We start from the raw sequence: 24,495 nt of genomic DNA on the forward strand, positions 1-24,495 counted from the left end.
TATTGGCCGATGAACGCGACTATTTCTTGTACCGATCCAAACTTTTAAAAGCGCAAGTCTCTCCTTACTTGATACCCAGACTTTGCAGTTGTTTAGGATAGCTCGTCAATACCTGGCTTGAACCGTCCGCCTGAATATAGATATCATCCTCGATTCGTACGCCGCCAATAACCGGATGATAAATGCCAGGCTCTATCGTAAAGAGCAGGCCCGGTTCAATAATCATGCCATTCTGTCCTGAGACGGAAGGCTGCTCATGCACATCCATTCCGAAGCCATGCCCCACCCGATGGGTAAAAAGAGCGCCGAAGCCTGCTCCGTCAATAACATCCCGTGCTGCCTTGTCTACAGCGGAAAGCGCCGTTCCTGCCCTTGCTGCCTCAATTCCTGCAAGATTGGCAGCCAGCACGGTATCATAGATTTGACGCTGCTCCGCTGAAGGCTCTCCCATCACGAAGGTTCGGGTAATATCCGAGCAATAGCCCCCTGCTTGAACGCCAATATCAATCAGCAGGAAGTCTCCTTGGCGAATTGGCACATGCTCGGGCTTGCCATGAGGCAATGCTGATCGAGCCCCGGCGAGCACAATCGATTCGAAGGCCGGACGATCCGCACCAAGCTTACGCATCTGATACTCAAGCTCAGCAGTCAACTCAAGCTCCGTCATGCCAATAACGGCGTGAGCCGCTGCATAGGCAACAACCTGTTCGACCAGCTCAATAGCGGTACGGACTTTAACAATTTCCTCTTGGCTCTTGTTCATTCGCAGCGAGAGAATGAAGCCCTCCAGATCAACGAGTGAGACATCGCCGAATGCCTGCTGCAGCCTTTCTGCCTTCGCCAAGCTAACCGCTTCCTTCTCTACTCCCATGCAGCTAACATCCGTTCTAGAATGTCTCTGAATAACAGCATAAGCATCCTCCGTATCGGAGATCGGAATAACATCTCCATCCGTGCCATGCGGCTGCGCTGCTGCAAGATCAAGCAGCGGCACATAAAGGGATTCCTTGCCGGTCTGTGCATCTATGGAAAGGGCTAAAAAACGCTCATGCGGATTGCAATAGAAGCCGGTGAAATAATATACATTCGTCGTAGATGTAATCCAGACGATATCGATCTCGTTCTCTCTCATATAGGCTAGCAATCGTTGCTTTCTATTATGCCAAGTGGACTCCATGCTTGCTCACACTCCAATTCCAATAAATAAGTATCCTTCTCATTTATTATAACGCTGCTGCTCGAGTTGACCAAACCTGCATAAAACTCATAATAAAAAGGCCGACCAGTTAGAAAACACTGATCAGCCTTTTTCGGAAAAGCTTGTTATGAGGATGGGGTTTCCTTACTCTTCCGATCCTAATTCCGTATTCAAGTTATCCGACAAATATTGAATAATGCCATTCTCTGCATCCTGGGCATATTCCCACACCATGGAGCCTGCCAAATCCTTTTTCTTAATGTACTGAACCTTTGCCTTGAGCGCTTCTTTATCTTCATAGCTGATGAACGTTTTGCCGTCATACAAGTACGCGGCCTTCGCCTTATCATCGAAGTAACGCTTGAAGCCTTTCTGGTTCAAATAGCTTTTCTCAATGGCCTTATAGTCAATATCCGTTTTCTCGATATCGATCGGCTTGCCCTCAGCGAACAGCCCGTCGCCATCGCTCTTCACATTGGTCCAGCCATAGGAGTAAGCCGGCACGCCGAGCAGCAGCTTTTTGCTATCGATCTTATGGTCCAGATAGGATTGAATAATTTGATCAATGCTAAGCAGAGATTTGTTCTGCTTATCCATATAGAGGTTGGCGTTAAATCCAGTCGTGTTCGACCATCTGCCCGTTAAGTCATAGCTCATTACATTGATATAGTCTACATACTTCTCAACCTCTTTGACCTCGACGTTCTTGAAATACCAGTCCTGCGTTCCCGCGGCAAAGGTCAGAATATATTTACGGTTTCCTTTATGCGGCAGTTGGTTCAATCTTTCTCTCAATTCCCGCATTAGGCTCGTAAAGTTTTTGGTATCCTTTGGACTGGCCTTGACCGTTCCCCAAGCATCAAACGCCGGGAATTCCCAGTCAATATCAATGCCATCAAGATCAAGCTCCTTGACCAAATCAATAATGCTTTGTGTGAACAAATAGCGATTGCCGTCCATGGAGGCATCTGAGAAGCCGTCAACCCCATAGCCGCCTACCGCCAGCACCATTCTAGTCTCCGGATTATTCTTTTTAAGCTGCTTAATATTTTCTTTGATCATCGTGTTGGCGGCTTCATCCTCATGGAAGAATAGGCTTGTGCCTTTGATTTTGGCGAAGGCTACGAATGCAATATCCACCCCTTGCTCCGACAGCCTGACATCCTTCGGATCACGCCATGCTTCTATATAGACCGACGAGATTTTGCGCTCTTCTGCATTGACGCTTTGATAGAAATAGATCGCCATGCCAATCAGCACGATAGCTACAATTCCTTTGGTCAAAAAATTCACTTTGATTGCTCTTTTCGCCTTCATCGGTTTCATTGCTCTACCCTCTTCCGCCGAATAATATTTGCGTTACCCATCGATTCAGATTAAGCACCTTGACGATAATATAGCTGATCGAGAAGATCGCTACGATATTGAACAACAAGCTTAGCGTTGTCTCGAGGAAGGTAGCATCTACTGCCACGCTTCGGGATACGAGCATATCAATCAACAAATGAATCAGGTAAATGCTGAAGCTTGCTGTTGAGATTGAGCCGATTATTTTTTTCACTTTGTAATTGGTATGTTTGGTAATGGCATTTTCCTTTTCACGGAAAAATAAAAACATGCCAACAGCCATAAAGAAGCTTGTAACCGAATAGTTGCCGTAGAACATTTCATCCAATACTCCCTTATTCACCGACACCCAATAAGTCAGCACAGGAGCGACGAAGAAGGAAAGGATACCCAAGTTGAACAGCGTATGCTTGAGTCTAGGAGGAAGCTCGAAATTAAACAAATAATAGCCCAGTATAAAGTAGCCCAGATACCCTGTAAAAAGCGGAATATTCAAGCTTGGAATGTACAGGTAGGTCTCCGTCACCCGAAACACAATGTCGGATACAAAACGATAGCCGATGCTGACAATAATCCATAGGAGCAAGAAGTATCTTATATCCTTCTCACTGCATGCGCGTATCAGCTTGCCAATCAACGGAACAGTCATATAGACCGCAATAATGGCGTAGAGGAACCATAGATGTACATAGTTCTTATCAACCAGCAGCTTATAGCCAAAATCGACTATGAACTCTAACGCCGTCATTTTGCTGCCAAGTATCTTATACTGAAAGTACAAGCCATAAATCAAGGACCAGGTGAACAAAGGGATGAGGAGCGGCACTACCCTTTTGATATAGAAGTCCTTGTAGGACTTTACCTCAACCCTCAGAATCATCGCGCCGCTGATCATGAAGAATACAGGAACGGCAAAGCGGCAAATAGAATTGAATACATTGCTGACCCACCAGGAAGTGGTCGTGAAATCATTCGTACGTGTCAACAGCGAAGCGGTAATATGAAGCACAATAACCGCAACGATAGACAAAATCCTTAATAAATCGATATACATAATTCTTTTTCTTGGTGCACTTCCTTGTACGACGCTGCTCATTATTTCCCTCCAATATTATCTAGATGCCATATTCTGGCTGATGCTTGCCACTCCTTTGCGTTCTACAAAGCCCCACCCTTCGTCATTATCAAAGTATTTGAATGTGCCTACAATGTTGATATACAGAAGCACGAGTCGGTACGTGAACAATTCGACTTGGCTGAACATGAACATTTTGCAATAGTCCCAGAAAGAATAGTTGCTGCCGAACTTCCTGCACAGATGCAAGGAGATAACGATCTGTACGGCATTGATCAGAATCGTAATGATAAACATAATGATGGCAACCATTAGATTCCCGCCCGCGAAGATCGCTTGAACCATATGGAAGATCGTTGTAAAGGCCGTCAATGTTCCGAGAATAAAACCATCAATGGCAAAGAAAATGCTTACGCCGAAGCCAAAGCTCTTGGATAATTTGGACCAATAGATTAAGATGCAATCGACGAATGCCTTCTGCCAACGAATCCGCTGCTTGTAGAAGTTCTTCATATTTTCCGGACATTCTGTATAGCAGACTGCTTCCGGTGCATAGACCAGCTTGCTTTTGAGCTTATTGGCTTTGATATACTCATGAATCTTCAACGTAATGTCGATATCTTCGCCAACTGTGCTTCTGAAGCCGTTCACGTCATACATCAATTCTTTATAGAACGCTCCGAATGCTCCTGATATAACCACGATAGAGTTAAAGACAGATTGTGTTAGCTTACGTACATAGAAACTGTGTATATAGCTAATCACTTGGCTCTGGATAATTCCTTTTCCTTTGAATTTCTCCATAATAACGCCATCTTTTCTCTCCGCACCTTGTACGATCTTAACTGTGCCTCCCAGAGCAATAATGTCCGGGTTGTAAAAGTATTGATTCACGTATTTGAGGGAATTTACTTCAAGCATGCTGTCGGCGTCCAAAGTAATGACAATCTCGGCGCTGGCATAGTCAATTCCTGCATTGAGCGAATCCGCTTTGCCGCCATTCAGCTTATCAATAACATAAATATGAGGATATAGATTAGACCGATAGAAGCCTTTAATGCGCTTGTACTTAAGCCTCTGATTCGGTTTGCGGTAGTCATTGCGGAGATCGAGCAGCTCTTGCAGCCTGTGGAAGGTACGATCCTTGGAGCCATCATTAACGATGATAATTTCGTGGTTGGCATAATTCAGCCCTTCCATCGCGTCAATGCAGTTCTTAATCGTCAGTTCCTCATTATAGGCCGGTACGAGTACAGAGATCGTTTTCTCCTCAAGCCCGCTCTCCAGTTTTTTCACCTTGCTGAATATCAAAGGGATAACTGTGTAAATCAATTGAAATAGTAGGAAAACTATCGTCGTTAAATACAGTACGTATTGAATAAGGACTCACTCCTTTTCTCTAATCAAACAGTTTCTTAAAGCAGTCATGACAGGCATCCGCCCATTAGTTGCTTCATGCTGGTAAGCGGGAAGATAACCGAACAGATAGGACTTGAGATCAAGATTTGGATTAAAATAAATGATGTCGAATCGCGGAGTTGTTGCGGAGCAATAACCAACTATGCAGATGTATGAAATGATGTTGGCTGCTAATATTCTCCTTTCTTCTAAAAAGTGCTTATCGCCAAAACCAATTTTTTCTTCTTATACTACTAAACTATCTTATTAGCACCAAAAATGTAAAACCTCTCATATTTTGAAGAAAACGAATACATCAGGGTTTTTCATGAAAAAACTCCCTTTTTTCTCGATTTGCTCCCGTTACGCCAATATTATTGTACGTCCCGGTTGTAGAAGATTTGTCGAAGGAAATGACGAATAATGTCGAATTGTGACATAAGAATGCAGTTATGCAACAAAAAAACAGCCTAGAGAAAGGATTTTCTCAGGCTGTTGTATAAAATGCATAAAGTCGAATCATCAGAAAAAATATTAGTTATGCATGTATTCCTTATTAATTGTAATTTTTTACCTTCACGTAACTGTCACAGTTAGCTGTTTCAAGCTTTTTCCACTGCTATTCTCGCTATTAATATTCGTATCTTTACAAATATAACATATGCTTTCTCGTGAAAGCAGTACTCTCTTCTATACTTATGCGAAATATAACATACATACTTATTATTAGACCCAAACCAAGGTTCCCAGAAGCTCTTTCGTTCTTCTACGAAGTACTTCCCCATTATCCGCCATAAAATCTCATGAATAATATTCCTGCAAAGGCTGTTACAATACCAGCAGTCTCCAGCTTCGTGAACCGATCCTTCACAACAAACCGTGTATACAGTAATACAATTAATACATTTAGCGCCGTTACTGCCGATACAAGGCCCGCTTTCCCATGATCGAAGGCAGTAATGATCAGCATCATTCCGACTACATTCGTAATGCCGACCATCATGCCGATTCCGAAGGTGCGTTTGTCACTCCAACGGCTTGCGCTTGTATTGGCATTATCGTCCGAAGCGGATGGCTCCGCTCCACTAACAACCGCCATAGCATCCCCGCTACCCGCTGCTGCCAAGCTTCTCATACTCGCTGCCCTTTTCTCTTGCCTAAGCTCCTTCAACCACCATAGGCCGAAGCAGGCTGAGCCAATTCCGAATAAATAGAACAAGGACGGCAAAAGCGGCGCGTCCATCATTGTTGACCATTTGCCCGACAGATCATTCCCCGCGAACATCAATAGTGCCAGCACGCCCCACTGAGCTCCTTGTAGATTGCTCCATGACAGGTCGTTTGAATACCTTACCAACAGGATGCCAATAACGATAACAACAAAGGCAAGCAGCTGCATCAGATTCAATGTTTCTCCCCATAGACCATAGGCGACAAGAACGACAACAACCGAAGGCAATGCCGTTAATATAGCAACTAAAGAAGCTCTGCCTACCGCAAACCCTTTGAACATGCTCGCATTGCCTCCGAAGGAGAACAGCCCCATTTGCAAGCCAATCAATGCCGTTGTCGTCCATTGCTGCCCCGTCACAAGCGCCCCTATTAAACTAATTAATGCCCCTGAAAAAAAAGCCCCGCATAACAGCGCATTGCGGCTCAACGGCAGCTGACTCGTCCAATGATATAAAATCCCCCGCAAGCCAAAGCTGCAAGCAGCAAGCACGGAAAAAATAAGCCATGTCATTCTACTATCCCCTAACTTGATCATCAAGCACTTTCATCATGGTGTTGGATTATTTCAAACCACCTTAATAATGACAGCTAGCAGAGCAATTGTAAATCGAATCCTTCTTAGATTAGAATTGCTTCTACTCTACTATTTATAGCATTTCAACCTATCGGATACTCTATTATTTAATGTGGATAATTAAACCCACAAACATGTGGATAACTATCTCGTATTCATCCGTTTTTCCCCTATTCGCCATGTTGATAATGTGTATAACTCTGTGGATAAATATAACAATAGAGCTTACGGAAGTGCCAGCCAGCCGCAAGCTCTATGCATATTTACAACGTGTATAAGAAAAAAGCATAATCCGTTGGAACGCCTGTCTGCCCTTGCTGCCTCAGCATAGCCGTTACATTGCCCCGATGATAAGTGGCATGGTTCACGACATGTTGAATGGCACCCGAGTACGATGCCTCTGCTATGCCATACGTAGGATGCGACAGCGTTAATGGGCCATCCAAATCGGCTGTCTCTGCAAAAAAGCGGTGATAGCGTTCCGTTATCTCGTGATATCGCTTTTCCAGCTCTTCTACAGATATCCCCCTGACCTCTTCCTTCGCTTTCCCGGCATCCTGTATGATCTGCTCGAACTCATGCTTTGAAGCAACGCCGAGCCAAATGAGATCACTCACATAAATATGCTCCATCACCGCTGAGACGGAAGGAAACACACTGTTGACCTCAGCGTAATAAACTTCCTCCGGCAGCTGCTTCAAATGATTGAATAATTGGTTATTCGCCCATACATGATAGTGATAGGATTGCAAGGCATGATGCTTCATTGGCTATTCCTCCTCGAATGATATGCTCTCATCTTCAGCTAGTATAGCTATTATTAACTGACAGACTCTGTCAGTTAGTTCGAATAATGCTTCAGCAGTTCTGAAGCGGCTTCATAGAGATGCTGCTTAAGCTCAGTCGGCTCCACTACAGTGATCGCCCTGCCATAGGGAAGCAGCATTTGGGGAATATAGCTCTTTATCGCTTTCTCATCCACTTCAAAATAAGCCTCATGCGAAGTTCGGGATGTTAATATATGATTGAACATCCAATTACCGCATAGGTCATTAATGGCCTGTGCCATTCCGTGAACATGAATCGTAATCAATCTCGCATGATCTTGCCGCTCTGGAAGAAGGCTTTTCATGAAATAATCTCTCGCCGAAAAAGCTGCCGGTCTCTCAAAATAATAATTCAGCAGTGAGAGCTCGCGAACACGATCCGCGCGGAAGCTGCGAATCTCCCGGCGCATATGACAATAGCCCACGAAATACCAGCGGCCCTTCCAATAAACGATCCCATATGGATCAATAGAACGTGAAGCAGCTTGTTGCTCGTTATAGCCGCTCTGATACACCATCCCTATTCGTCTGCTCTGTGCGATAGCTGCCTCCAGTTGCTGGACAACTACAGCTAACGAGCCGTCTCCCGGCGGCTGAATAACCTCAAAGCCTGCAGTGTGACGATTGATTTGATCGCTTTGCTCTTCATTATTATGCCTTTTCAGCTTAGTTACTGCTCGATTGAGCTCTTCATCAAACGGATAACCCGCCTCCTTCGCGAACACTGCCGCATGAATAAGCGATTTCTGTTCATCAATATCGAAGAAAAGCGGCGCTTTGGCAAAATGCTCAAGCAAGCTATAGCCGCCATTATGCCCCGAATCTGCGACTATCGGAACACCGCTTGCGCATAAGGCATCAATATAACGGTATACCGTCCGAACGTTTATTTCCAGCGCTTCCGCAAGCTGCTTGGCTGTTACTCTCTTCTCGGCCTTCAGCATCCATAGAATCGCCAGCATATTGTCTACTTTAGACATAAATGATCTTGTTCCTGCCTTTCCTATGGTTGAAGCGAATTATGCTTCTCTATTCCATGTCCTTCATCATACAACATGTCTGCCAAATGACAACAGACCAAAGGAATACTCCTTTGGTCTGTTCTGGTTGTTAGGCTAGCTCACTTACGTATAGGAAGCCATTGCAGCACCCTTTGAAGCTGCGCATCCCAATAGCTCCACGTATGGTCCCCAGGACCATCCTCATAAGTAAGCTCATACGAAGAACGAAGGCATGCATCGCGGAATGCTATATTTTCCTTGTAGAGAAAATCCTCTGTTCCACAGCATTGATAGAGCAGCGGCTTCTGCCTCTGCTTCTTGTCTCCTTCTTCAAGCAGCCACAATAGATCATTCCCAGTTCCAACAATCTGCTGCTCCCCATAAATAAGATGGATTGTTTTCCCCAGCACAGAGGTTAGCATAGCGTTCTCTCTTATTCCTTGCATATCCAGTGCTCCCGATAAGCTTGCCGCCGCACCAATTCGTTCCGGATAAGTGAGAGCCCATTTCATAGCCCCATAACCCCCCATGGACAAGCCTGCTGCGAAGTTATCCTCCCGCTTGTCAGACAAGGGGAAGAACGAACGGGCAATAGTCGGCAGCTCCTCGGTCAAGAAGGTCCAATAATTGTCTCCGTACGCCATGTCTGTGTAGAAGCTTTTATGTACAGCAGGCATTACAACCGCTATTCCAAGCGAGGATACGTAGCGCTCGATCGAGGTCTGACGCATCCATATCGTATGATCATCGGATAGCCCATGCAACAAATACAGCGTTGGGAGCAATCCCTCACGCTTCGATCCCTGCATGCCAATCTGACTGGCTGCCTGCTGAGGCAATATTACCGTCATCGAAGTGCTCAGACCGAGTGTCTCTGAGTAAAAATCACATTGTAGTAAGGCCATCTTCATACATCTCCCGAGTGAATAATATACATTGCTATAAGGCTAATTGTATCCCGTTGCGGGCTCAATTACTATAATAGGCTGCTGCATAGCAGCTTTGCGCAACCGTAGCCAAAAGTGAGAGATCAATCTTAGGAGGATGGCAGAATGTCCATATTCAAACGCTTGCGTGATCTGACCTTATCGAACGTCTATTCCCTGATCGAGAAGGCGGAGGACCCGATCAAATTAACCGATCAATACATCCGGGATATGCAAGAGGATTTGGAGGATGCAGAAAAAGCAGTAGCTGCCCAAATCGCTCTGGAGAAAAAATTCAAGCAACTATACGAGGAGCAAGCACAGCTCGTAGAGAAACGAGGTGAGCAGGCTCGTATTGCCGCACAAGCCCAGAACATCGAGCTGGCACGCCGCGCGTTGGAAGAGAAAAAGGCTGCTGAAGCCAAAGCCGCAGATTACAAAACCGGATTTGATTCCAATAAAGCAATGGCAGACCGCCTTCGCGAGAAGCTGGCAGAAATGCGCAAGCAGCTAACCGAGATCAAGAACAAGCGCGAAACGCTCGCAGCCCGCTACAGCGCAGCCAAAGCGCAAGAGCATATCAATAAATCACTAGCCGGATTTGGCTCAGACACAGCCAGCTCTGGGCTAAAGCGCATGGAAGAAAAAATGCTGCAAATGGAAGCCCGAGCCGAAGCCAGCAATGAATTGGTTCAAGCGAAGGGCAAGTCACTGGATGAGGAGTTCGCAGCTCTTGGCAAAGACCAAGCGATCGAAGATGAGCTTGCCGCCCTGATCAACCAATACAAAAAGAACGATTAGCATAACGATTGTTCCCGCTGGTTGCTTGTCCTTGCACGGAACAGCCGACGGCTCGGCATACAACGATCCGAACAAGCGAGGCGTCGGCTCATTATCCTTATATTACCCATATCAAGGGGGAAGCCATTCTATGACTTGGACAGATTTGCTGCAGATTCCAGTGTGGACCGCTGCGGGAGCCCTTTTACTCTTTATTCTGATGTATCTGGACTCCCTATCCACCAAATACCATGATTTTCAGGAAATGAAAAATGGCAATATTGCCGTAACGACACGATTTATTATGAAGCTGGGTGCCCAAGCCTATATTTTATCCCAGTCCATCGGACAGTCCACCTTTATGTGGGAAGCACTGCTAATATCGCTCGCTTCGTTCATTACGCTGCTTGTTGTAGAAGCATTATTCCGAATTATATTCTCCGCTGCCGCAGGAATAAAGCTTGAGGATGGCATCCATGAGGGCAAGATCAGCTGCGCGCTTATTGCTGGTTCCCTGCATATCGCAGGCGCTCTCATTATTGGATCTATATAACGAATTAAGAAGGAGCTACCCCAATGCCTCTTTTCCAACGAATAAAAAACTTGCTGGCCAAGCCGGAATCCGTACGGCCAGAGAAAAGCATGCTCTCTCTTCATGCAGGAGATATATGCGAGGTATCGCTCATTACCTATCAGGTAACTGGAAGAACACAAAACCGCAGCAGGAACAGCGTTATTCTAACTCTTCAGGATGGGACAGCTATCAAGTATTTGTCTATTGAAGACAGAGAGCAGACTGTGTACACGCTCTATGAACCGATAGACGGACGGCTGGATGCGTTCGATGAGGTGCCGACTACGCTTGAGCTGGATGGACGGGACTATCATATGGAGGAGCATTATTCAGGGTTAATTGCAGCTAGCGGCAAAACTCCATTCATGCAAGGCGGAGAGCAGCATGTGTGGCAGTATCAGGCAGACGACAGGAGACTGCTGCGCATTGAATGGCTGGATGGGCGCTTCATGCTGTACATAGGCGAGTCTGTTCTGGCAGCAGATATTCAGGTGGTGCGAGGCGTCTAGCCTTATTTAGTTGCTAGGAGGATTATGATGGCAAAGAAACGATGGCTGTACAGCCTCAAACTCATTCTTATATTAAGCCTTGTCATCCCGCTTCTCGCTGCCTGCTCCCTATCAGATTCGGTGAAAGAGCAGTACCCGTTAGAATCGGTGAACGGCTCAGGCAAGGAAACCTCCTACGTCTACCGGGCTGAGGGTCAGACCGTACCAGAGGTTGCACAGCTGCTTGTCGACAAGCGCAAGCCCGAGCAGCAATCGGAAGAAAGCAAAGAGCGTATTTTCCTCGTCTACCGAGATGAGATTATTCATGTGCAGCAGGCGAGCGATGACCCTGCCGATACGTTAATCGAGGTAAGCTCCAAAGCCTATGTCCGCAGCAACTATAGCATAGGTTTTTTACAAGGATACTTATTAGCCAGCCTGCTGGACGACCTGTTCGACAACGGACGTTATGGCAAAGGAACTTACAGAGGCTACTCCTCCAAAGATGTGTACAAACCAAGCAGAGCCTATCACACTCCAACCAAGCAGGAAATCAGCAAAACGCCTCCAATGACTGTGGATCGTAAAGGAATGATCTTCAAACGCTCCAAGGATGCCGATACGTCTTCCGCTGGCAGCAAGCATTCTGCTTCTCCTGCTCCCGGCTCCAAGGGAAAAATAAAGCTTGGCGAGAAGCAGCCGAGCAAGAAAAAGTCTACCTTCACGAAGCCGCGAAAGTCAGCACCCAAAATCCGAATGGGCTCCGGCAGAGTATCTCGCAGGCGATAATTAATCAGCACTAGCCAGAAAGCCCTGGCTGTCGCGTAGCTTTGCGAATTCCGGGGCCTTCTGGCTATTTGCTGTAGTGGTTCTCTTCGTGCCTTGCCAATGAGAGATTACTGAGCGGTATAGCCGCCATCCACCAGAAGAGTCGTCCCTGTAATGAAAGAAGCATCTTCACTCGCCAGGAATAAGACGGCTTTGGCTACCTCCTGAGGCTTGCCGAGTCGGCCGATTGGATGCAGGCTGATTAGATGCTGATGGACAGCCTCGCTTAAGTTGGAGAGGAGAGGGGTGTCAATATAGCCTGGACAGACGGCATTGACCCGAATGCCTTCCCGGGCGTAATCAATCCCAAGCGTCTGCGTCAGCAGCTTAACGCCGCCTTTGGCTGCTGCATAAGCAGTGACATTCCCTTTTCCCACATGGCTGTGAATAGAGCCGCAGTTGACGATAGCTCCACCCGTGCCCTGAGCTAGCATTTGTTCGATGACCGCTTTATCGCTCAGATAGACACCGGTTAAGTTAATATCAATTGTCGACTGCCACCAGTCAGCAGCAAGCTGATGGATCGGGGCATCCTTCGCAATGCCGGCATTGGCAAAAAGGATATCCACCCGTCCGTATTTACGAACGGTCTCCGCGACCATGCTGTTCACGTCTGCTGCTTTGGTCACATCGGTCTTGATGAATAACGTATCGAAGCCTTCTTTATTCAATTCCTCCGAGAGCTGCTGCCCCTTATCAGAGAAATCAGCAATAACAGCCTTCGCTCCTTCTTGCACGAATAGCTTGACGGTCTCCGCTCCTATGCCGCTGGCCCCACCTGTAACAATGGCCACTTTATCTTTGAATCTCATCTGCCTTACTACCCCCTCATCAAATTCACATGAGAGATTATTTCCATCTTGCTTATGAACTAACCAAAGCATTTGTCCTGTAAGTAAAAAAACAGCCCCGTCCAAAAAATGGACGAGGCTGTTTTTGTCTTCACTATTGCTCTATGATTTGATTAGCTTCTCATAGATACAGGAATGAAATCCTGTTCGGATACTTGGCGTTCGAATAGAGCCGCATTCTTCTCAAAGCAATTGCAGTAGTAGTCTTTCCGGCACAGCGGGCAAGGTACATTCAGCATGCGCGTTACGCCTGTCAATTTCCACTCTGGGCTGTTGCTGTAAAAAAGTCTCGCTCTGGAGCCTTCGCTAAGTGTCATGATGAACTGAAACAAACCGGATTTCAGGTCTTTGTCCGCTAAGGTTACACTCTTAATTTGAAGTTTCGAATTCAAGATTTTCACCCTTACTGTTCGTATTCGAGATTGTGTAATAATACCCCTAATAGCGCTCGAAGTCAATATTTACGGTAAGATTGCCTCACAAAAGCAGACATTCGGCATTTCATTTGGCGTCGTGTATACTTATTTATTGTACAGTTACTTAACAATAGATTTCCATCGGAGGTGTTCATGAATGATTAAGCTGGGAATATTAGACCAGTCACATATAGGAGAAGGCCAGAACGCTGCTGCTGCTTTGGCAGACACGACAAAGCTTGCACAGGAAGCAGAGCGGCTCGGCTATGGCCGTTATTGGATATCTGAGCATCATGCTGGAAGAATGCTGTCGTTCTCCAGCCCCGAGATTCTTATCGCTCATCTTGCTGCCGCCACATCTACCATTCGCGTAGGATCAGGCGGCGTTATGCTGCCTCACTACAGCGCCTATAAAGTAGCTGAGAGCTTCAAGCTGCTAGAGGCGCTTCACCCCGGCCGTATCGACGTCGGTCTAGGCCGTGCCCCTGGTGGAATGCCGCTGGCGACTAGAGCCTTGCAAGAAAATAAATATGTAGACATTAACAAATATCCTCAGCAAATTAAGGATTTGATCGGGTATTTGCATGGCAAGCTGCCAGAGGGCCATCCCTTTGCCGGGCTGCATGCCGCCCCCGCTATTGCTGAAGCGCCAGAAGTATGGCTATTAGGATCAAGCTTCGAGAGCGCCCGAATTGCGGCACAGCTGGGCACCTCTTATGCCTTTGCGCAATTTTTCGGCAGCCCCGGCGGTGAGACGGCGATGCAGCATTACCAGGAGCATTTTCAGCCGTCGAGCTTGATGGAACGGCCCCACTCCATGGTTGCTGCCTTGGCGATTTGCGCAGATACGGAGGAAGAAGCCAATCAACTGGCGCTAAGCACGGATTTGTTCTTCCTGCTGCTGGAGAATGGCGTTGACCAGCATGGCTTCCCTTCTGTGCAAACGGCATTGGACTATCCCTATACCGAGAATGACTACTATCGTATCAATCGTGCAAGAGAGCGGCGCATTATTGGTACGCCAGAGAAAGTAAAGGCAGGTATCATCCAGCTCGCAGAGCAGTATAAAGCCGACGAAGTACTCATTATGAGCTCGATCCACAACTTCGACGCCCGCCTGAAATCTTACCGTTTGCTAGCTGAGGCCTTCCAGCTGTAATCGCGTTGTTGATACTGCTCACCCTGCGGACATTGCATTGCAGCTCATTGGTAGGCGGATCCGTGAATAGCGGAAGGGATCGCGGATCGCAGCTGCGGTATTCACGCGGATTCGCGGGCGTGATCAACTTTAGCGGACCTGCGTTCCTCTATTTGCCTACGTATCGTTATTTCGCCTCGTTTAGCGGAACGCAGGTCCGCTATTCCAACGCATTCACGACGATTCCCACTTGCTCGCAGCTTTAGCGGAACCGCGTTCCTCTATTCGTCGACATATCGTTTTTCCGCCTCATTTAGCGGAACGCAGTTCCTCTATTCCAGCGCATTCACGACGATTCCCGCTTGCTCGCAGCTTTAGCGGAACCGCGTTCCTCTATTCGTCGACATATCGTTTTTCCGCCTCATTTAGCGGAACGCAGGTCCGCTATTCCAGCGCATTCACGACGATTTCCGCTTGCTCACAGCTTTAGAGGAACCGCGTTCCTCTATTCGACGACATATCGTTTTTCCGCCTCATTTAGCGGAACGCAGGTCCGCTATTCCGCGAATCTCTTCAATACGATTGCGGCGTTATGACCGCCGAAGCCAAAAGAATTAGAGAGTCCAATCGTCAGGGAGCTGTTATGCCGAGCATGATTGGGGACATAATCGAGATCGCAAGCTGGATCTGGCTTCGTCAGATTTATCGTGGCCGGTATGATTCCCTCGTTCAGGCTCCTCACCAACGCAATCGCTTCAACGCCGCCAGCTGCTCCCAGCATATGACCTAGCATCGACTTATTCGCAGTAATGGGTATACTCGCTGCTTGCTCACCGAACAACCGCTTGATCGCTAGCGTCTCTGCATAATCTCCGGCTGGTGTGCTTGTTGCATGAGCACTTATGACATCTACACCTTCCGCCTTGATACCCGCAGAAGCTAGAGCGGCGCGCATAGCCAAGTAAGCTCCTGTTCCTTCGGGATGGGGAGCGACGACATGGTAAGCATCCGAGCTCGCACCATATCCAATCACTTCCGCAAGCACCTGTGCCCCTCTGCTCCTCGCATGCTCAAGAGATTCAAGCACAAGGATGCCCGCGCCCTCGCTCATGACAAAACCATCTCGCTCTGCATCGAACGGCCGACTCGCCGCAGCCGGATCTTCATTCCTCGTCGATAACGCCGTCGCATTACCGAAGCTTGCGAGCGCAATAGGTGTCACCGCTGCCTCGGAGCCCCCGGCTATAATGACATCCAGATCACCCAGTCGAATAGCACGGAAGGCTTCTCCAATCGCTGTATTGCCAATCGAGCAGGCAGTAACAGGTGATAACGAAGCACCGAGAGTGCCGAACCTCATACTGATTTGGGCAGCAGCCATATTCGATATCATCATCGGCACCAAGGTCGGACTAACTCTTCCCGGACCTCGGTCACTGAGCAGATTCACATTGGACGCTAATGTCTCGATCCCTCCAATTCCAGAACCAACATAGACGCCTACCCGCTCCTTATCCACACTGTCCATATCCAAAGCAGCATTTTCAACAGCCTGCTCCGCCGCCGCGAGTGCGTAATGGCAGAAACGATCCATACGCCTTGCTTCTTTGCGTCCCCATCGCTCCTCAGCATCGAATTCTCTCACTAGTCCTGCAAACCTCGTTTTTTGCCCGCTCGTATCAAATGTATCTATCGTTTGTATCCCGGACTTTCCTTCGAGCATATGACTCCATAGCGTATCCACATCATTGCCTAATGGCGATAGGACGCCCATTCCCGTAATTACTACTCTATTCAATCGAACCCACTCCTTATCATTTCTTGTAGAACAAGCTCTGGTTTCACTCATTTTAACCTTTATTTATCCTATTACAAGTTTCTGGTTATCCTAGTATAATAAATACTACAATATCCCTGTCACAAAGGAGCGATCTATTACGATGAAGCCAGAAGCAAGATTGGTCGCTTTATCCGAATTCCTCAACTCACATCGCGCCAAGGTACAGCCTCGAATGGTCGGGTTGCCTGAGGGGACACGGAGACGTACTCCGGGGCTAAGGAGAGAAGAGGTCGCACAGCTAGCAGGTGTCAGCACAACATGGTATACCTGGCTAGAGCAAGGAAGAGATATCAAAGCCTCTCCTTCGGTTCTGGATGCCATTGCAGGCGCTCTGCGCTTGAACGCAGATGAGCGTAAATATTTGCATCATCTAGCACTGGAGAACGGAGCTGCTTACCCGCTAACTCCACACAATGAGACGGCTGCGCCTCTTAGTGCCTCTCTAAAAACGATTTTGAAAGAGCTCCGCTACTGCCCTACGATCATCTCAGACAAACGCTGCAACATTGTGGGATGGAACGAAGCAGCCTCGCATGTTTTTCTCAATTTCGATCTCATCCCGCCAGATGAGCGCAACCTTATTCATTTGCTTTTTGCAAAAAAAGAACTGCGCAGCCTGGCTGTGAATTGGGAGCATTTTGTCAAAGGCTTTCTTGCTATATTCCGGGTCTATTACGGGCAGTACATGGCCGATCATTGGTATAAACGATTCATAGAGCAGATGGAGCAGAGCTATCCTGAGTTCCATGACCTTTGGATGCAAAGTGAGGTTAGCTCTGCACCAGAGCTTCTGATTGAATTCCGCCATGCCAAGGCCGGAAAAATGCTGTTCGACCTATGCTCGCTTCAAGTGCAAGGAGACCTGAGATGCAGCGTCTATACGCCTGTCGAGCAGTCCAATACGGAGGAGAAGCTGCGGCGCTTGCTGATGGAAGATCATCCAAAAAAGTTAGATTTTGAAGAACAGGCAGCAAGGACCGTTCAAAAACAAATAAAATAAAATGAACCGGGGTGCTACATATGAGCATTACAGAAGATAATTTCGTCTATTGGACTTACCTGCAAGATGGACCGTGGAACTTGTATATAGCTGCAACCGCCACAGGGCTTTGTTACGTAGGATCACAAGAGGGAACGTTCGACGAGCTTACAGAGTGGGTCGATGCCCGGCTTCCTAAACGGCAGTTAGTACATAATAACGATGCTTTACAGGTCTATACTGATGCTTTTCAAGCCTATCTGCAAGGTAAGCAGAATACGCTAGCTATCCCCTTGGATCAGGTCGGCACTCCGTTTCAATTAACGGTATGGAAGGCAATGAACGAAGTGAAATACGGGCATACCGCTACCTATTCCGAGATTGCAGAAGCGATCGGACGTCCGCAGGCTTCTCGAGCTGTTGGTGCAGCGATCGGAGCGAATCCTGTACTTATCGCACTGCCTTGTCACCGCATTGTGGGCAAGGCTGGCACTTTAACCGGCTATAGAGGCGGACTGGAGATGAAAGCCGCCCTGCTTAAGCTGGAGTCCGGACAACTGTATAGAGAAAATACAACAGACTAACTAAAAAGGAACAGCTGCCGACGGCAGCTGTTCCTTTTTGCACACACTCTATCCGGTCAGCCTAACAATTTCCTGCAACGCTTCAAAACAGTGTCTGTTTCTATTCGAATTAGTAGTCAAAATCAATACTACAACTTTATTCTAATTTTTATCAAATAAATCCAAAAAAGAGCTGTCCCAAGCGAACCAATGGTTGGTTCACTTCAGAACAGCTCTTAGCTGATTGCTTCATTATGCGTTATAGAACTTCACGAGCTCGCGGACAATATCCTCTTGCTTGCCATCAACCAGCGTCTGGCGCTGCGGCTTGTCGAACAATGCCGTGATTTGCTCAGGGAACGGCTGCTCAATGTGGCAGAGCTTGATTGCTTCATCGAACTTAGCCGGGTGAGCAGTAGCGAGAGATACTGTAATCTCCCCTTCTCCGCTGCATTTGTTCGATGCGGCTACGCCACATGCAGAGTGAGGATCGAGCAAATAGTCGGCCTCCGACTTATAAGCTGTGATCGTATCCAAGCATTCCTGCCCCTGGACACCATGAGCGGCGAATTCGGCTTGAACGCGGCTGAGCGCTTCTGCCGAAATAACAATTTCGCCCTCCTTCTTGAAGCTGTCCATTAACGTACGGATTTGCTCAGGGTTTTCACCCAGTACATAATACAAGTAGCGCTCAAAGTTACTTGCCACCTGAATATCCATGGATGGGCTGTAGGTGCTGCGGAAATCGCCTGGCATATAGACGCCTTCTTGAATAAACCGCTCCAAGATGTTATTCTCGTTCGTTGCAAGAATGAGCTTGTTCACTGGCAAGCCCATCCGCTTCGCCAAATAGCCCGCGAAAATATCACCGAAGTTGCCCGTAGGCACGCTGAAGTTCACTTGCTGCACGTCTGCCTGCTTCACCACTTGGAAGTAAGCATAGAAATAATAAACGGTCTGAGCCATGATGCGTACGAAGTTAATCGAGTTGATCGCACAGAGGTGATTGCTCGATTTGAAATCCAGATCAGCGAACAGATCTTTAATAATGCGCTGGCAATCATCGAAATTGCCTTCGACCGATAGATTCAGTACATTGCTGTCCTGTACCGTCGTCATTTGCAGCTCCTGCACCTTGCTCACTTTGCCATTCGGGTGCAGAATACAAATCTTAATTCCCTCTTTGCCTTTGACGCCTTCGATAGCTGAAGCGCCCGTATCGCCAGAGGTAGCTCCGAGAATATGAATCGTCTTATTCTGTTTCTGTGATACATACGTATATAATTGGCCCATGAATTGCAGCGCAATATCTTTGAAGGCAAAGGTCGGACCATGGAACAGCTCCAGCAGGTACAAGCTGTCATCCAGCTTATGGACAGGTGTTACTTCCGGGTGACGGAATGTAGCGTAGCTGTCATTGACCAGTTTTTTCAAGTCCTCATATGGAATCTCATCATTGGTATAAAGCGAGAAAATTTCTAGAACCAGCTCTTGATAGGACAGCTCCTGCCATTCCTTCAGCTTTGCTGCAGATACGGTCGGAATTTCGTATGGGACTAGAAGCCCGCCATCATTTGCCAAGCCCATTAAAAATGCATCTATAAAGCCGATCTTGCCTATACTTCCTCTTGTACTAATAAATTCCATCTGCATTTCCTCCTACGTCCGTATTCACTGTTTTTTGTTGTATGAATCATACCACGTTTTGTATGAAATTCGAACTCTTTCTTGCAAGGTTTTGGCTGGATTAGCTCACCGCTACTATAATAAAGGTATTTCTAGCACTCTATCAGGCCCTTAAGTAATCGATCATTATTTTCTTCATTATAACAAACTGACGCTCACAGTCCAGATTGATTACCCTGCATTACTGGGGTTGAAAAGCTAGTGGTTGGCGGCGTAACTGCGAAATAAATCTTTTCTGCTGCAATACGCAAAAAACTCAAGCTCACTATTTCAGTGAAGCTTGAGTTTTTTTACATTTGTGCTAACCTGCCCCTCCCAGCTGAAGCAGACCATAAATGACGGCTGCCAGCACAAGACGATAGATAGCAAAAGGAACAAGCTTGATCCGGTTAATCAGCTTCAAGAAGAAACGAATAGAGATAAAGGCGAATAGGAACGCACTCATAAAACCTACCGCAAGAAACAGAATGACTTCCGAATTGATGGCGTCCCAGCTTTTCAAAAGCGAGATGAAGCTTATTCCTGCCATTACGGGAACGGCCATAATAAAAGTGAAATCGGCGGCCACCCGGTGACTCATTCCAGTAAGCACGCCACCGGATATAGTCGCGCCAGAACGGGAAAAGCCAGGCCACATAGATAAACATTGAAATAGCCCAACGACCAAAGCTTGCTTATACGTAATGCGATCGACATCCTCCGTTACGGAGCGACGGGGCCTTGCCCAATCTGCGATAAGCATCACGATTGAACCTGCGACGAGGCCAATAATTACCGTCTCCGCCGAAAATAAATAGCGGTCGATATAATCATCTAGCAGCAAATAGAGAACACCGGCCGGCAGCATTCCTAGGAATACCTGCAACAGGCTCAATCGCGGTCCAGACGTTGATGAATTCTTCATACGGCCCATACCAAGCAAGCGGACGAAACGATCCCGCATTAGAATGACAACGGCGAGTATGGAGCCCAGCTGGAAGACGATCTTGAACATAATTGCGAGCTCAGGGGTGAACCTGTCCTTCGTCTGGAATAGAAAATCATCTGCGAGGATCAAATGACCGGTAGAGGATACCGGCATGAATTCCGTCAAGCCCTCCACCATCCCTAGAATAAAGGCGACAATAGCTTCTCCAATCGGCATCAGTCAATGTCCGCCTTGCTGAAGTAACTCAGGGCAGCCACAAAGCCTATGACTGCCGTCAGCAGAATGGACAGATAAGAGAGATACGGCGGATAGGCAGGAACAAAGCTATGGTTGGCAATCACATGAACGGCCGACCAAGGAAACAAAGCGCTGTAATCCTTATTCGCAAGCGCGACATTCCCCATCGTCATGACAGCGGTGAAAATAATTGTCGGCACATAATTTTTGAACAGCAGGGTGACAAAGATCGTCGGCGTCGACAACAGGAACAATAAGCTGCCTCCTACAAGAAATTGCCTGAGTGATTGTACCAACACTTCCGCGCTGAGACCTTCCGCTTGTCCCACCATACCGAGCAGAAAGGTTAAGCCCCAAGCAACAAGCGTCAGCCCAGCTATCCAAAGGAATAACAGCGTCAGCTTGCTAAGCATGAGGCTGGTTCTGGATACAGGTATGGTCAATAAGTTTTTCAACGTATCCTCGGCATATTCCCGATTAAACAAATAGGCGGTAATAACGCCATAGAGCAGCGTCCCTATCAAGAGAAGAGTGTATAAATTTGTCTCCGAGAATAATTCACTATAGGTCACTACGGCGGACGGATTTTTACTCTTCATATCCAGATAGCCGATAAAGATCATCAGAGGAGCGGCGGCGGCCCCGAGAACACTGACCAAAAACATTTTCGCCCGCTTCAGCTTCAGCACTTCCACATACAGTAAATCAACCAATTGCTCCACCTCCTATCAGCTTGATGAAGTAATCTTCCAGCCTATCCTCGCTTGTCGTAATCTTGGATACATCAACGGCATGCTCGACGAATAACTTGTTCAGCACAGCTTGCTGACCGATATGCGAATAGATGCGAATAAGGCCTTCCTCTTGCACCTCATAATCCGTGATCTGATGATGCTGCTCTAGCAGCATTACCGCCTTGCTTTCATTGGACACCTGGAACTCCAAGTATTTGCGATTTCTTCTCTGAAGCTCCTCAAGCGGCACCTGCTCCAGCAGCTTCCCCCCATGTATAATACCGATATGGTCAGCTAGCTGCTCTACTTCAGACAAAATGTGACTGGATATAAGTATCGTAATTTTCCGTTCCTCGGCAAGTTTCTTAATGAGCTTACGCATTTCTTTAATGCCGATCGGATCTAGTCCATTCGTAGGTTCATCTAATATAAGCAGCTCCGGATGATGCAGAATCGCTCTTGCAATGCCAAGACGCTGCTTCATCCCCATGGAATATTGGCCGACCAGCTTTTTCGTTTCCTGCTGCAGGCCGACGATAACGAGTGCCTCTTCAATTGCATTTTTCTTATGGACGCCCATAAGTCTGGCATTGATTAACAGATTCTCATAGGCAGTCAGATTCTCATAGAACCCCGAATGCTCGACAATCGAGCCCACTCTGCGAAGAATGGCTTTGCGATGCTTGGTGGCGTTCTCGCCGAACAGCTCGATCTGTCCGTCCGTCGGTTTAATCAATCCGAGCAGCATGCGAATCGTCGTCGTCTTTCCTGCTCCATTCCTCCCTAAGAACCCGTATATCTGCCCTAGCTTCACCTGCATATTCAGATGATCGACTGCTTTTTGCGTTCCATACTGCTTAGTTAAATTCGTAGTCTGAATAACCGTGCTCATCCTTCACCTCCAGCCTGGCTTTCTTCACCAGCTCTTTATCTAGTATAGGTGATCGAATTTAAATGCCTCTTAACCACTTCTTAACGGTTTCTTAATCGCAATTCCGAAGCTTGTCTTGAGGCCCGGACTGCTCTCCACCCAGATAGAGCCGCCTTGTTTCTCGACTAAAGCCTTAGCAATAGCAAGGCCTAAGCCGCTTCCTCCGCCGGAGCTGTCACGCGCCCGATCTGCCCGATACATCCGATCGAATACATGGGGAATGTCCTCCTCTGCTATCCCTGGACCATGATCCCATATATGGAGGTGATACTCATCAGGCCTATCCGCAAGCTCGATTCCGATCATTCTGCCTTCCTGTCCGTAGTGCAGTGCATTCTTCATAATGTTGCCAATAATCCTTAGCAGGCTTAACCGATCGGCCTGAACGAGACACAGGGAGTCGGGCACCTGTATGCTCAGCTCTATATTCGCCTTGCTTATATCGGGCAAATAATCAATCAGCGCTTCCCGGACTAATTCTGCCAAATCTAATGTCTCTGGCTGCAAACTGATTTCATCCGCATCCAGCTTCGCCATCTGGAATAGTTGTTCTATCAGCTCTTTCATGGCGCTGCTCTTGCGGGCTATAATCTCGACATACTCCCGTTTTTCTTCTGGGGAAGCTGCCATATCATCCTTCAACGCATCCACGTAGCCCATGATGGAGGTTAGAGGTGTTCGAATATCATGAGATATATTGGATAACAGCTGTTTTCGCGCCCCATCGGATTTCAAGCTCTGAGCCTGAACCTTGCTAAGCTGTTCAATCAGTTCATTAATGGAGAATATAACCTCATCTGCACAAGGGGTATCCTTAGACAATAGTCTCGTATTGTAATTGCCCTCCAGAGCCCGTTGCAATTGGCTGAGCATATCGGTCGTCCTTTCCCTAACCCGCCATTGATGCCACAGCAGCGTCGCTGAAATAAGGAACAGCACGCCAAATAAAGCCCCTCGATCATACGTTAAGGGGCGTGAAGCTGCGTCTAAGACGAACAGAATAACAATTAGAATTATTTGCATAGCAATGAAATACAGTCTGCTGCCCCTACCCATCTGCTTCACCTACGAACCGATAACCAATACCCCATACAGTCTGGATAAAAAGAGGATTGGCTGCATCCTCCTCAATTTTTTTCCTCAGCCTGCGGATATGCACCATGATCGTATTGTCATCCTCGACATAAGAGCTCCCCCATACCTGACGAGAGATTTGGGTTTTCGTGAACACCTGCTGCGGATTGGACGCGAGAAAATAAAGCAGCTCGAATTCTCTTGCCGTGAGCGGAATCTCTATTCCGTTTTTGAGCACTCTGAATGTCTTAGAATCGATCTTCAGGCCTTTATAAGCAATCGCCCCCTCCTGCTCCTGATGAGGGCTGCTGTCGCTGCCGAGCACGAAAAATCGCCGCAGATGGGCCTTGATACGGGCAATAAGCTCATGGATGCTGAAGGGCTTCGTCATGTAATCATCTGCCCCTATACTCAGCCCCAGCAGTTTGTCCAGCTCCTGATCCTTGGCTGTCAGCATCAGAATCGGAATATTCGACTTCTCACGAAGCCTCCTGCACACCTCTATCCCATCTATCTTGGGCATCATCAAATCCAGCAGTACGAGGTTGTATTTGTATTGCTCGAATAGGCGCAGCGCTTCCTCACCATGGATCGCTACGTCTACACGATATTGCTCTCTTTCCAAATAAAGCTTCACGAGATCTCTAATTTCTTTATCATCATCGGCAATTAATATCCGAATATCTTGCATAGCTCCACCTGCTTTTATATCATTCTGTCAGTCGACTTACAAAATCAGGGTATCATGACGATCGCTTTTCATCAACAAGGCTGTTTTCTCCTATCGTTAGAACGCAGGAAGTGTATAAGAAGATTTATGTTTTAAACTATTAGTTAGAAGAACATTTAACCCTAATAAAATAAGGGCG

25 protein-coding genes are annotated in these 24,495 nt (G+C 47.2%); 8 read left to right on the plus strand and 17 right to left on the minus strand.

What is annotated here, in order from left to right; genetic code table 11:
- Nucleotides 1-64 precede the first annotated feature (64 nt).
- The 8 genes from AC50YO_RS08190 to AC50YO_RS08225 form a co-directional block, all read right to left on the minus strand.
- Nucleotides 65-1,177 carry a M24 family metallopeptidase gene (locus tag AC50YO_RS08190; protein ID WP_494845762.1) on the minus strand — a complete coding sequence of 371 codons (1,113 nt, stop codon included), beginning with the start codon at nt 1,175-1,177 and terminating at the stop codon, nt 65-67.
- A 165-nt stretch (nt 1,178-1,342) separates the two neighbouring features.
- Nucleotides 1,343-2,515, minus strand: a complete 1,173-nt coding sequence (locus AC50YO_RS08195) for a glycoside hydrolase family 18 protein (RefSeq protein ID WP_494846423.1) — start codon at nt 2,513-2,515, stop codon at nt 1,343-1,345.
- A gap of 13 nt (nt 2,516-2,528) precedes the next feature.
- Nucleotides 2,529-3,641: an acyltransferase gene (locus AC50YO_RS08200; protein ID WP_494845764.1), complete on the minus strand. Its 1,113-nt coding sequence runs from the start codon at nt 3,639-3,641 to the stop codon at nt 2,529-2,531.
- Nucleotides 3,642-3,656: 15 nt separating this feature from the next.
- Entirely contained in the window at nt 3,657-5,000 is a 1,344-nt protein-coding gene (locus tag AC50YO_RS08205; RefSeq protein ID WP_494846426.1) for a glycosyltransferase, read from the minus strand.
- Between the two features lie 802 nt (nt 5,001-5,802).
- Nucleotides 5,803-6,762 carry an EamA family transporter gene (locus tag AC50YO_RS08210; protein WP_494845769.1) on the minus strand — a complete coding sequence of 320 codons (960 nt, stop codon included), beginning with the start codon at nt 6,760-6,762 and terminating at the stop codon, nt 5,803-5,805.
- Nucleotides 6,763-7,088: 326 nt separating this feature from the next.
- Nucleotides 7,089-7,592, minus strand: a complete 504-nt coding sequence (locus tag AC50YO_RS08215; RefSeq protein ID WP_494845774.1) for a DinB family protein — start codon at nt 7,590-7,592, stop codon at nt 7,089-7,091.
- 74 nt (nt 7,593-7,666) lie between these two features.
- The gene (locus tag AC50YO_RS08220) at nt 7,667-8,632 is read right to left on the minus strand and encodes a helix-turn-helix transcriptional regulator (RefSeq protein WP_494845777.1); all 966 of its coding nucleotides are present in this window, start codon (nt 8,630-8,632) and stop codon (nt 7,667-7,669) included.
- Nucleotides 8,633-8,772: 140 nt separating this feature from the next.
- Nucleotides 8,773-9,558: an alpha/beta hydrolase gene (locus AC50YO_RS08225; RefSeq protein WP_494845782.1), complete on the minus strand. Its 786-nt coding sequence runs from the start codon at nt 9,556-9,558 to the stop codon at nt 8,773-8,775.
- Nucleotides 9,559-9,705: 147 nt separating this feature from the next.
- Here AC50YO_RS08225 and AC50YO_RS08230 point away from each other — a divergent pair, with 147 nt between their 5' ends.
- The 4 genes from AC50YO_RS08230 (at nt 9,706) to AC50YO_RS08245 (ending at nt 12,210) form a co-directional block, all read left to right on the plus strand.
- Nucleotides 9,706-10,380, plus strand: a complete 675-nt coding sequence (locus AC50YO_RS08230) for a PspA/IM30 family protein (protein ID WP_494845785.1) — start codon at nt 9,706-9,708, stop codon at nt 10,378-10,380.
- Nucleotides 10,381-10,510: 130 nt separating this feature from the next.
- The gene (locus tag AC50YO_RS08235; protein ID WP_494845788.1) at nt 10,511-10,912 is read left to right on the plus strand and encodes a DUF350 domain-containing protein; all 402 of its coding nucleotides are present in this window, start codon (nt 10,511-10,513) and stop codon (nt 10,910-10,912) included.
- A gap of 23 nt (nt 10,913-10,935) precedes the next feature.
- Entirely contained in the window at nt 10,936-11,442 is a 507-nt protein-coding gene (locus AC50YO_RS08240; protein WP_494845791.1) for a DUF4178 domain-containing protein, read from the plus strand.
- A gap of 27 nt (nt 11,443-11,469) precedes the next feature.
- Nucleotides 11,470-12,210, plus strand: coding sequence for a DUF4247 domain-containing protein (locus AC50YO_RS08245; RefSeq protein ID WP_494845794.1), 741 nt, complete (start codon nt 11,470-11,472; stop codon nt 12,208-12,210).
- Between the two features lie 107 nt (nt 12,211-12,317).
- Here AC50YO_RS08245 and AC50YO_RS08250 read toward each other — a convergent pair whose 3' ends face one another.
- Together AC50YO_RS08250 and AC50YO_RS08255 are read right to left on the minus strand one after the other, a co-directional pair.
- The gene (locus tag AC50YO_RS08250) at nt 12,318-13,061 is read right to left on the minus strand and encodes an SDR family NAD(P)-dependent oxidoreductase (RefSeq protein WP_494845799.1); all 744 of its coding nucleotides are present in this window, start codon (nt 13,059-13,061) and stop codon (nt 12,318-12,320) included.
- A 152-nt stretch (nt 13,062-13,213) separates the two neighbouring features.
- Nucleotides 13,214-13,492: a hypothetical protein gene (locus tag AC50YO_RS08255; protein ID WP_494845802.1), complete on the minus strand. Its 279-nt coding sequence runs from the start codon at nt 13,490-13,492 to the stop codon at nt 13,214-13,216.
- 181 nt (nt 13,493-13,673) lie between these two features.
- On the opposite strand from AC50YO_RS08255, the gene AC50YO_RS08260 reads away from it, so the two are divergent.
- Nucleotides 13,674-14,675 (plus strand): LLM class flavin-dependent oxidoreductase, encoded by a 1,002-nt coding sequence (locus AC50YO_RS08260; RefSeq protein ID WP_494845806.1) that lies wholly within the window; start codon nt 13,674-13,676, stop codon nt 14,673-14,675.
- Between the two features lie 62 nt (nt 14,676-14,737).
- The gene (locus tag AC50YO_RS08265) at nt 14,738-14,920 is read left to right on the plus strand and encodes a hypothetical protein (protein ID WP_494845810.1); all 183 of its coding nucleotides are present in this window, start codon (nt 14,738-14,740) and stop codon (nt 14,918-14,920) included.
- A 290-nt stretch (nt 14,921-15,210) separates the two neighbouring features.
- On the opposite strand, the gene fabF is transcribed toward AC50YO_RS08265, so the two are convergent.
- Nucleotides 15,211-16,452, minus strand: a complete 1,242-nt coding sequence (fabF, locus tag AC50YO_RS08270) for a beta-ketoacyl-ACP synthase II (RefSeq protein ID WP_494845815.1) — start codon at nt 16,450-16,452, stop codon at nt 15,211-15,213.
- A gap of 142 nt (nt 16,453-16,594) precedes the next feature.
- Between fabF and AC50YO_RS08275 the strand changes: the two genes are divergently transcribed.
- Complete coding sequence (locus AC50YO_RS08275; protein ID WP_494845819.1) at nt 16,595-17,494, plus strand: helix-turn-helix transcriptional regulator; 900 nt, start codon at nt 16,595-16,597, stop codon at nt 17,492-17,494.
- A 20-nt stretch (nt 17,495-17,514) separates the two neighbouring features.
- Nucleotides 17,515-18,057, plus strand: a complete 543-nt coding sequence (locus AC50YO_RS08280; RefSeq protein WP_494845822.1) for a methylated-DNA--[protein]-cysteine S-methyltransferase — start codon at nt 17,515-17,517, stop codon at nt 18,055-18,057.
- Nucleotides 18,058-18,288: 231 nt separating this feature from the next.
- On the opposite strand, the gene thrC is transcribed toward AC50YO_RS08280, so the two are convergent.
- The 6 genes from thrC to AC50YO_RS08310 form a co-directional block, all read right to left on the minus strand.
- Entirely contained in the window at nt 18,289-19,683 is a 1,395-nt protein-coding gene (gene thrC, locus AC50YO_RS08285; protein ID WP_494845826.1) for a threonine synthase, read from the minus strand.
- A 340-nt stretch (nt 19,684-20,023) separates the two neighbouring features.
- Nucleotides 20,024-20,866, minus strand: coding sequence for an undecaprenyl-diphosphate phosphatase (locus AC50YO_RS08290; protein WP_494845828.1), 843 nt, complete (start codon nt 20,864-20,866; stop codon nt 20,024-20,026).
- Nucleotides 20,866-21,600 carry an ABC transporter permease gene (locus AC50YO_RS08295; RefSeq protein WP_494845830.1) on the minus strand — a complete coding sequence of 245 codons (735 nt, stop codon included), beginning with the start codon at nt 21,598-21,600 and terminating at the stop codon, nt 20,866-20,868. The genes AC50YO_RS08290 and AC50YO_RS08295 overlap by 1 nt, the downstream gene beginning before the upstream one ends.
- The gene (locus AC50YO_RS08300) at nt 21,593-22,513 is read right to left on the minus strand and encodes an ABC transporter ATP-binding protein (protein ID WP_494845833.1); all 921 of its coding nucleotides are present in this window, start codon (nt 22,511-22,513) and stop codon (nt 21,593-21,595) included. Before AC50YO_RS08300 ends, AC50YO_RS08295 begins: the two co-directional genes overlap by 8 nt.
- Nucleotides 22,514-22,582: 69 nt before the next feature.
- Nucleotides 22,583-23,575 carry a sensor histidine kinase gene (locus AC50YO_RS08305; protein ID WP_494845835.1) on the minus strand — a complete coding sequence of 331 codons (993 nt, stop codon included), beginning with the start codon at nt 23,573-23,575 and terminating at the stop codon, nt 22,583-22,585.
- A gap of 25 nt (nt 23,576-23,600) precedes the next feature.
- Nucleotides 23,601-24,317: a response regulator transcription factor gene (locus tag AC50YO_RS08310; protein WP_494845837.1), complete on the minus strand. Its 717-nt coding sequence runs from the start codon at nt 24,315-24,317 to the stop codon at nt 23,601-23,603.
- Nucleotides 24,318-24,495: the final 178 nt, after the last annotated feature.

It is taken from the genome of Paenibacillus sp. J22P59, assembly GCF_059383895.1.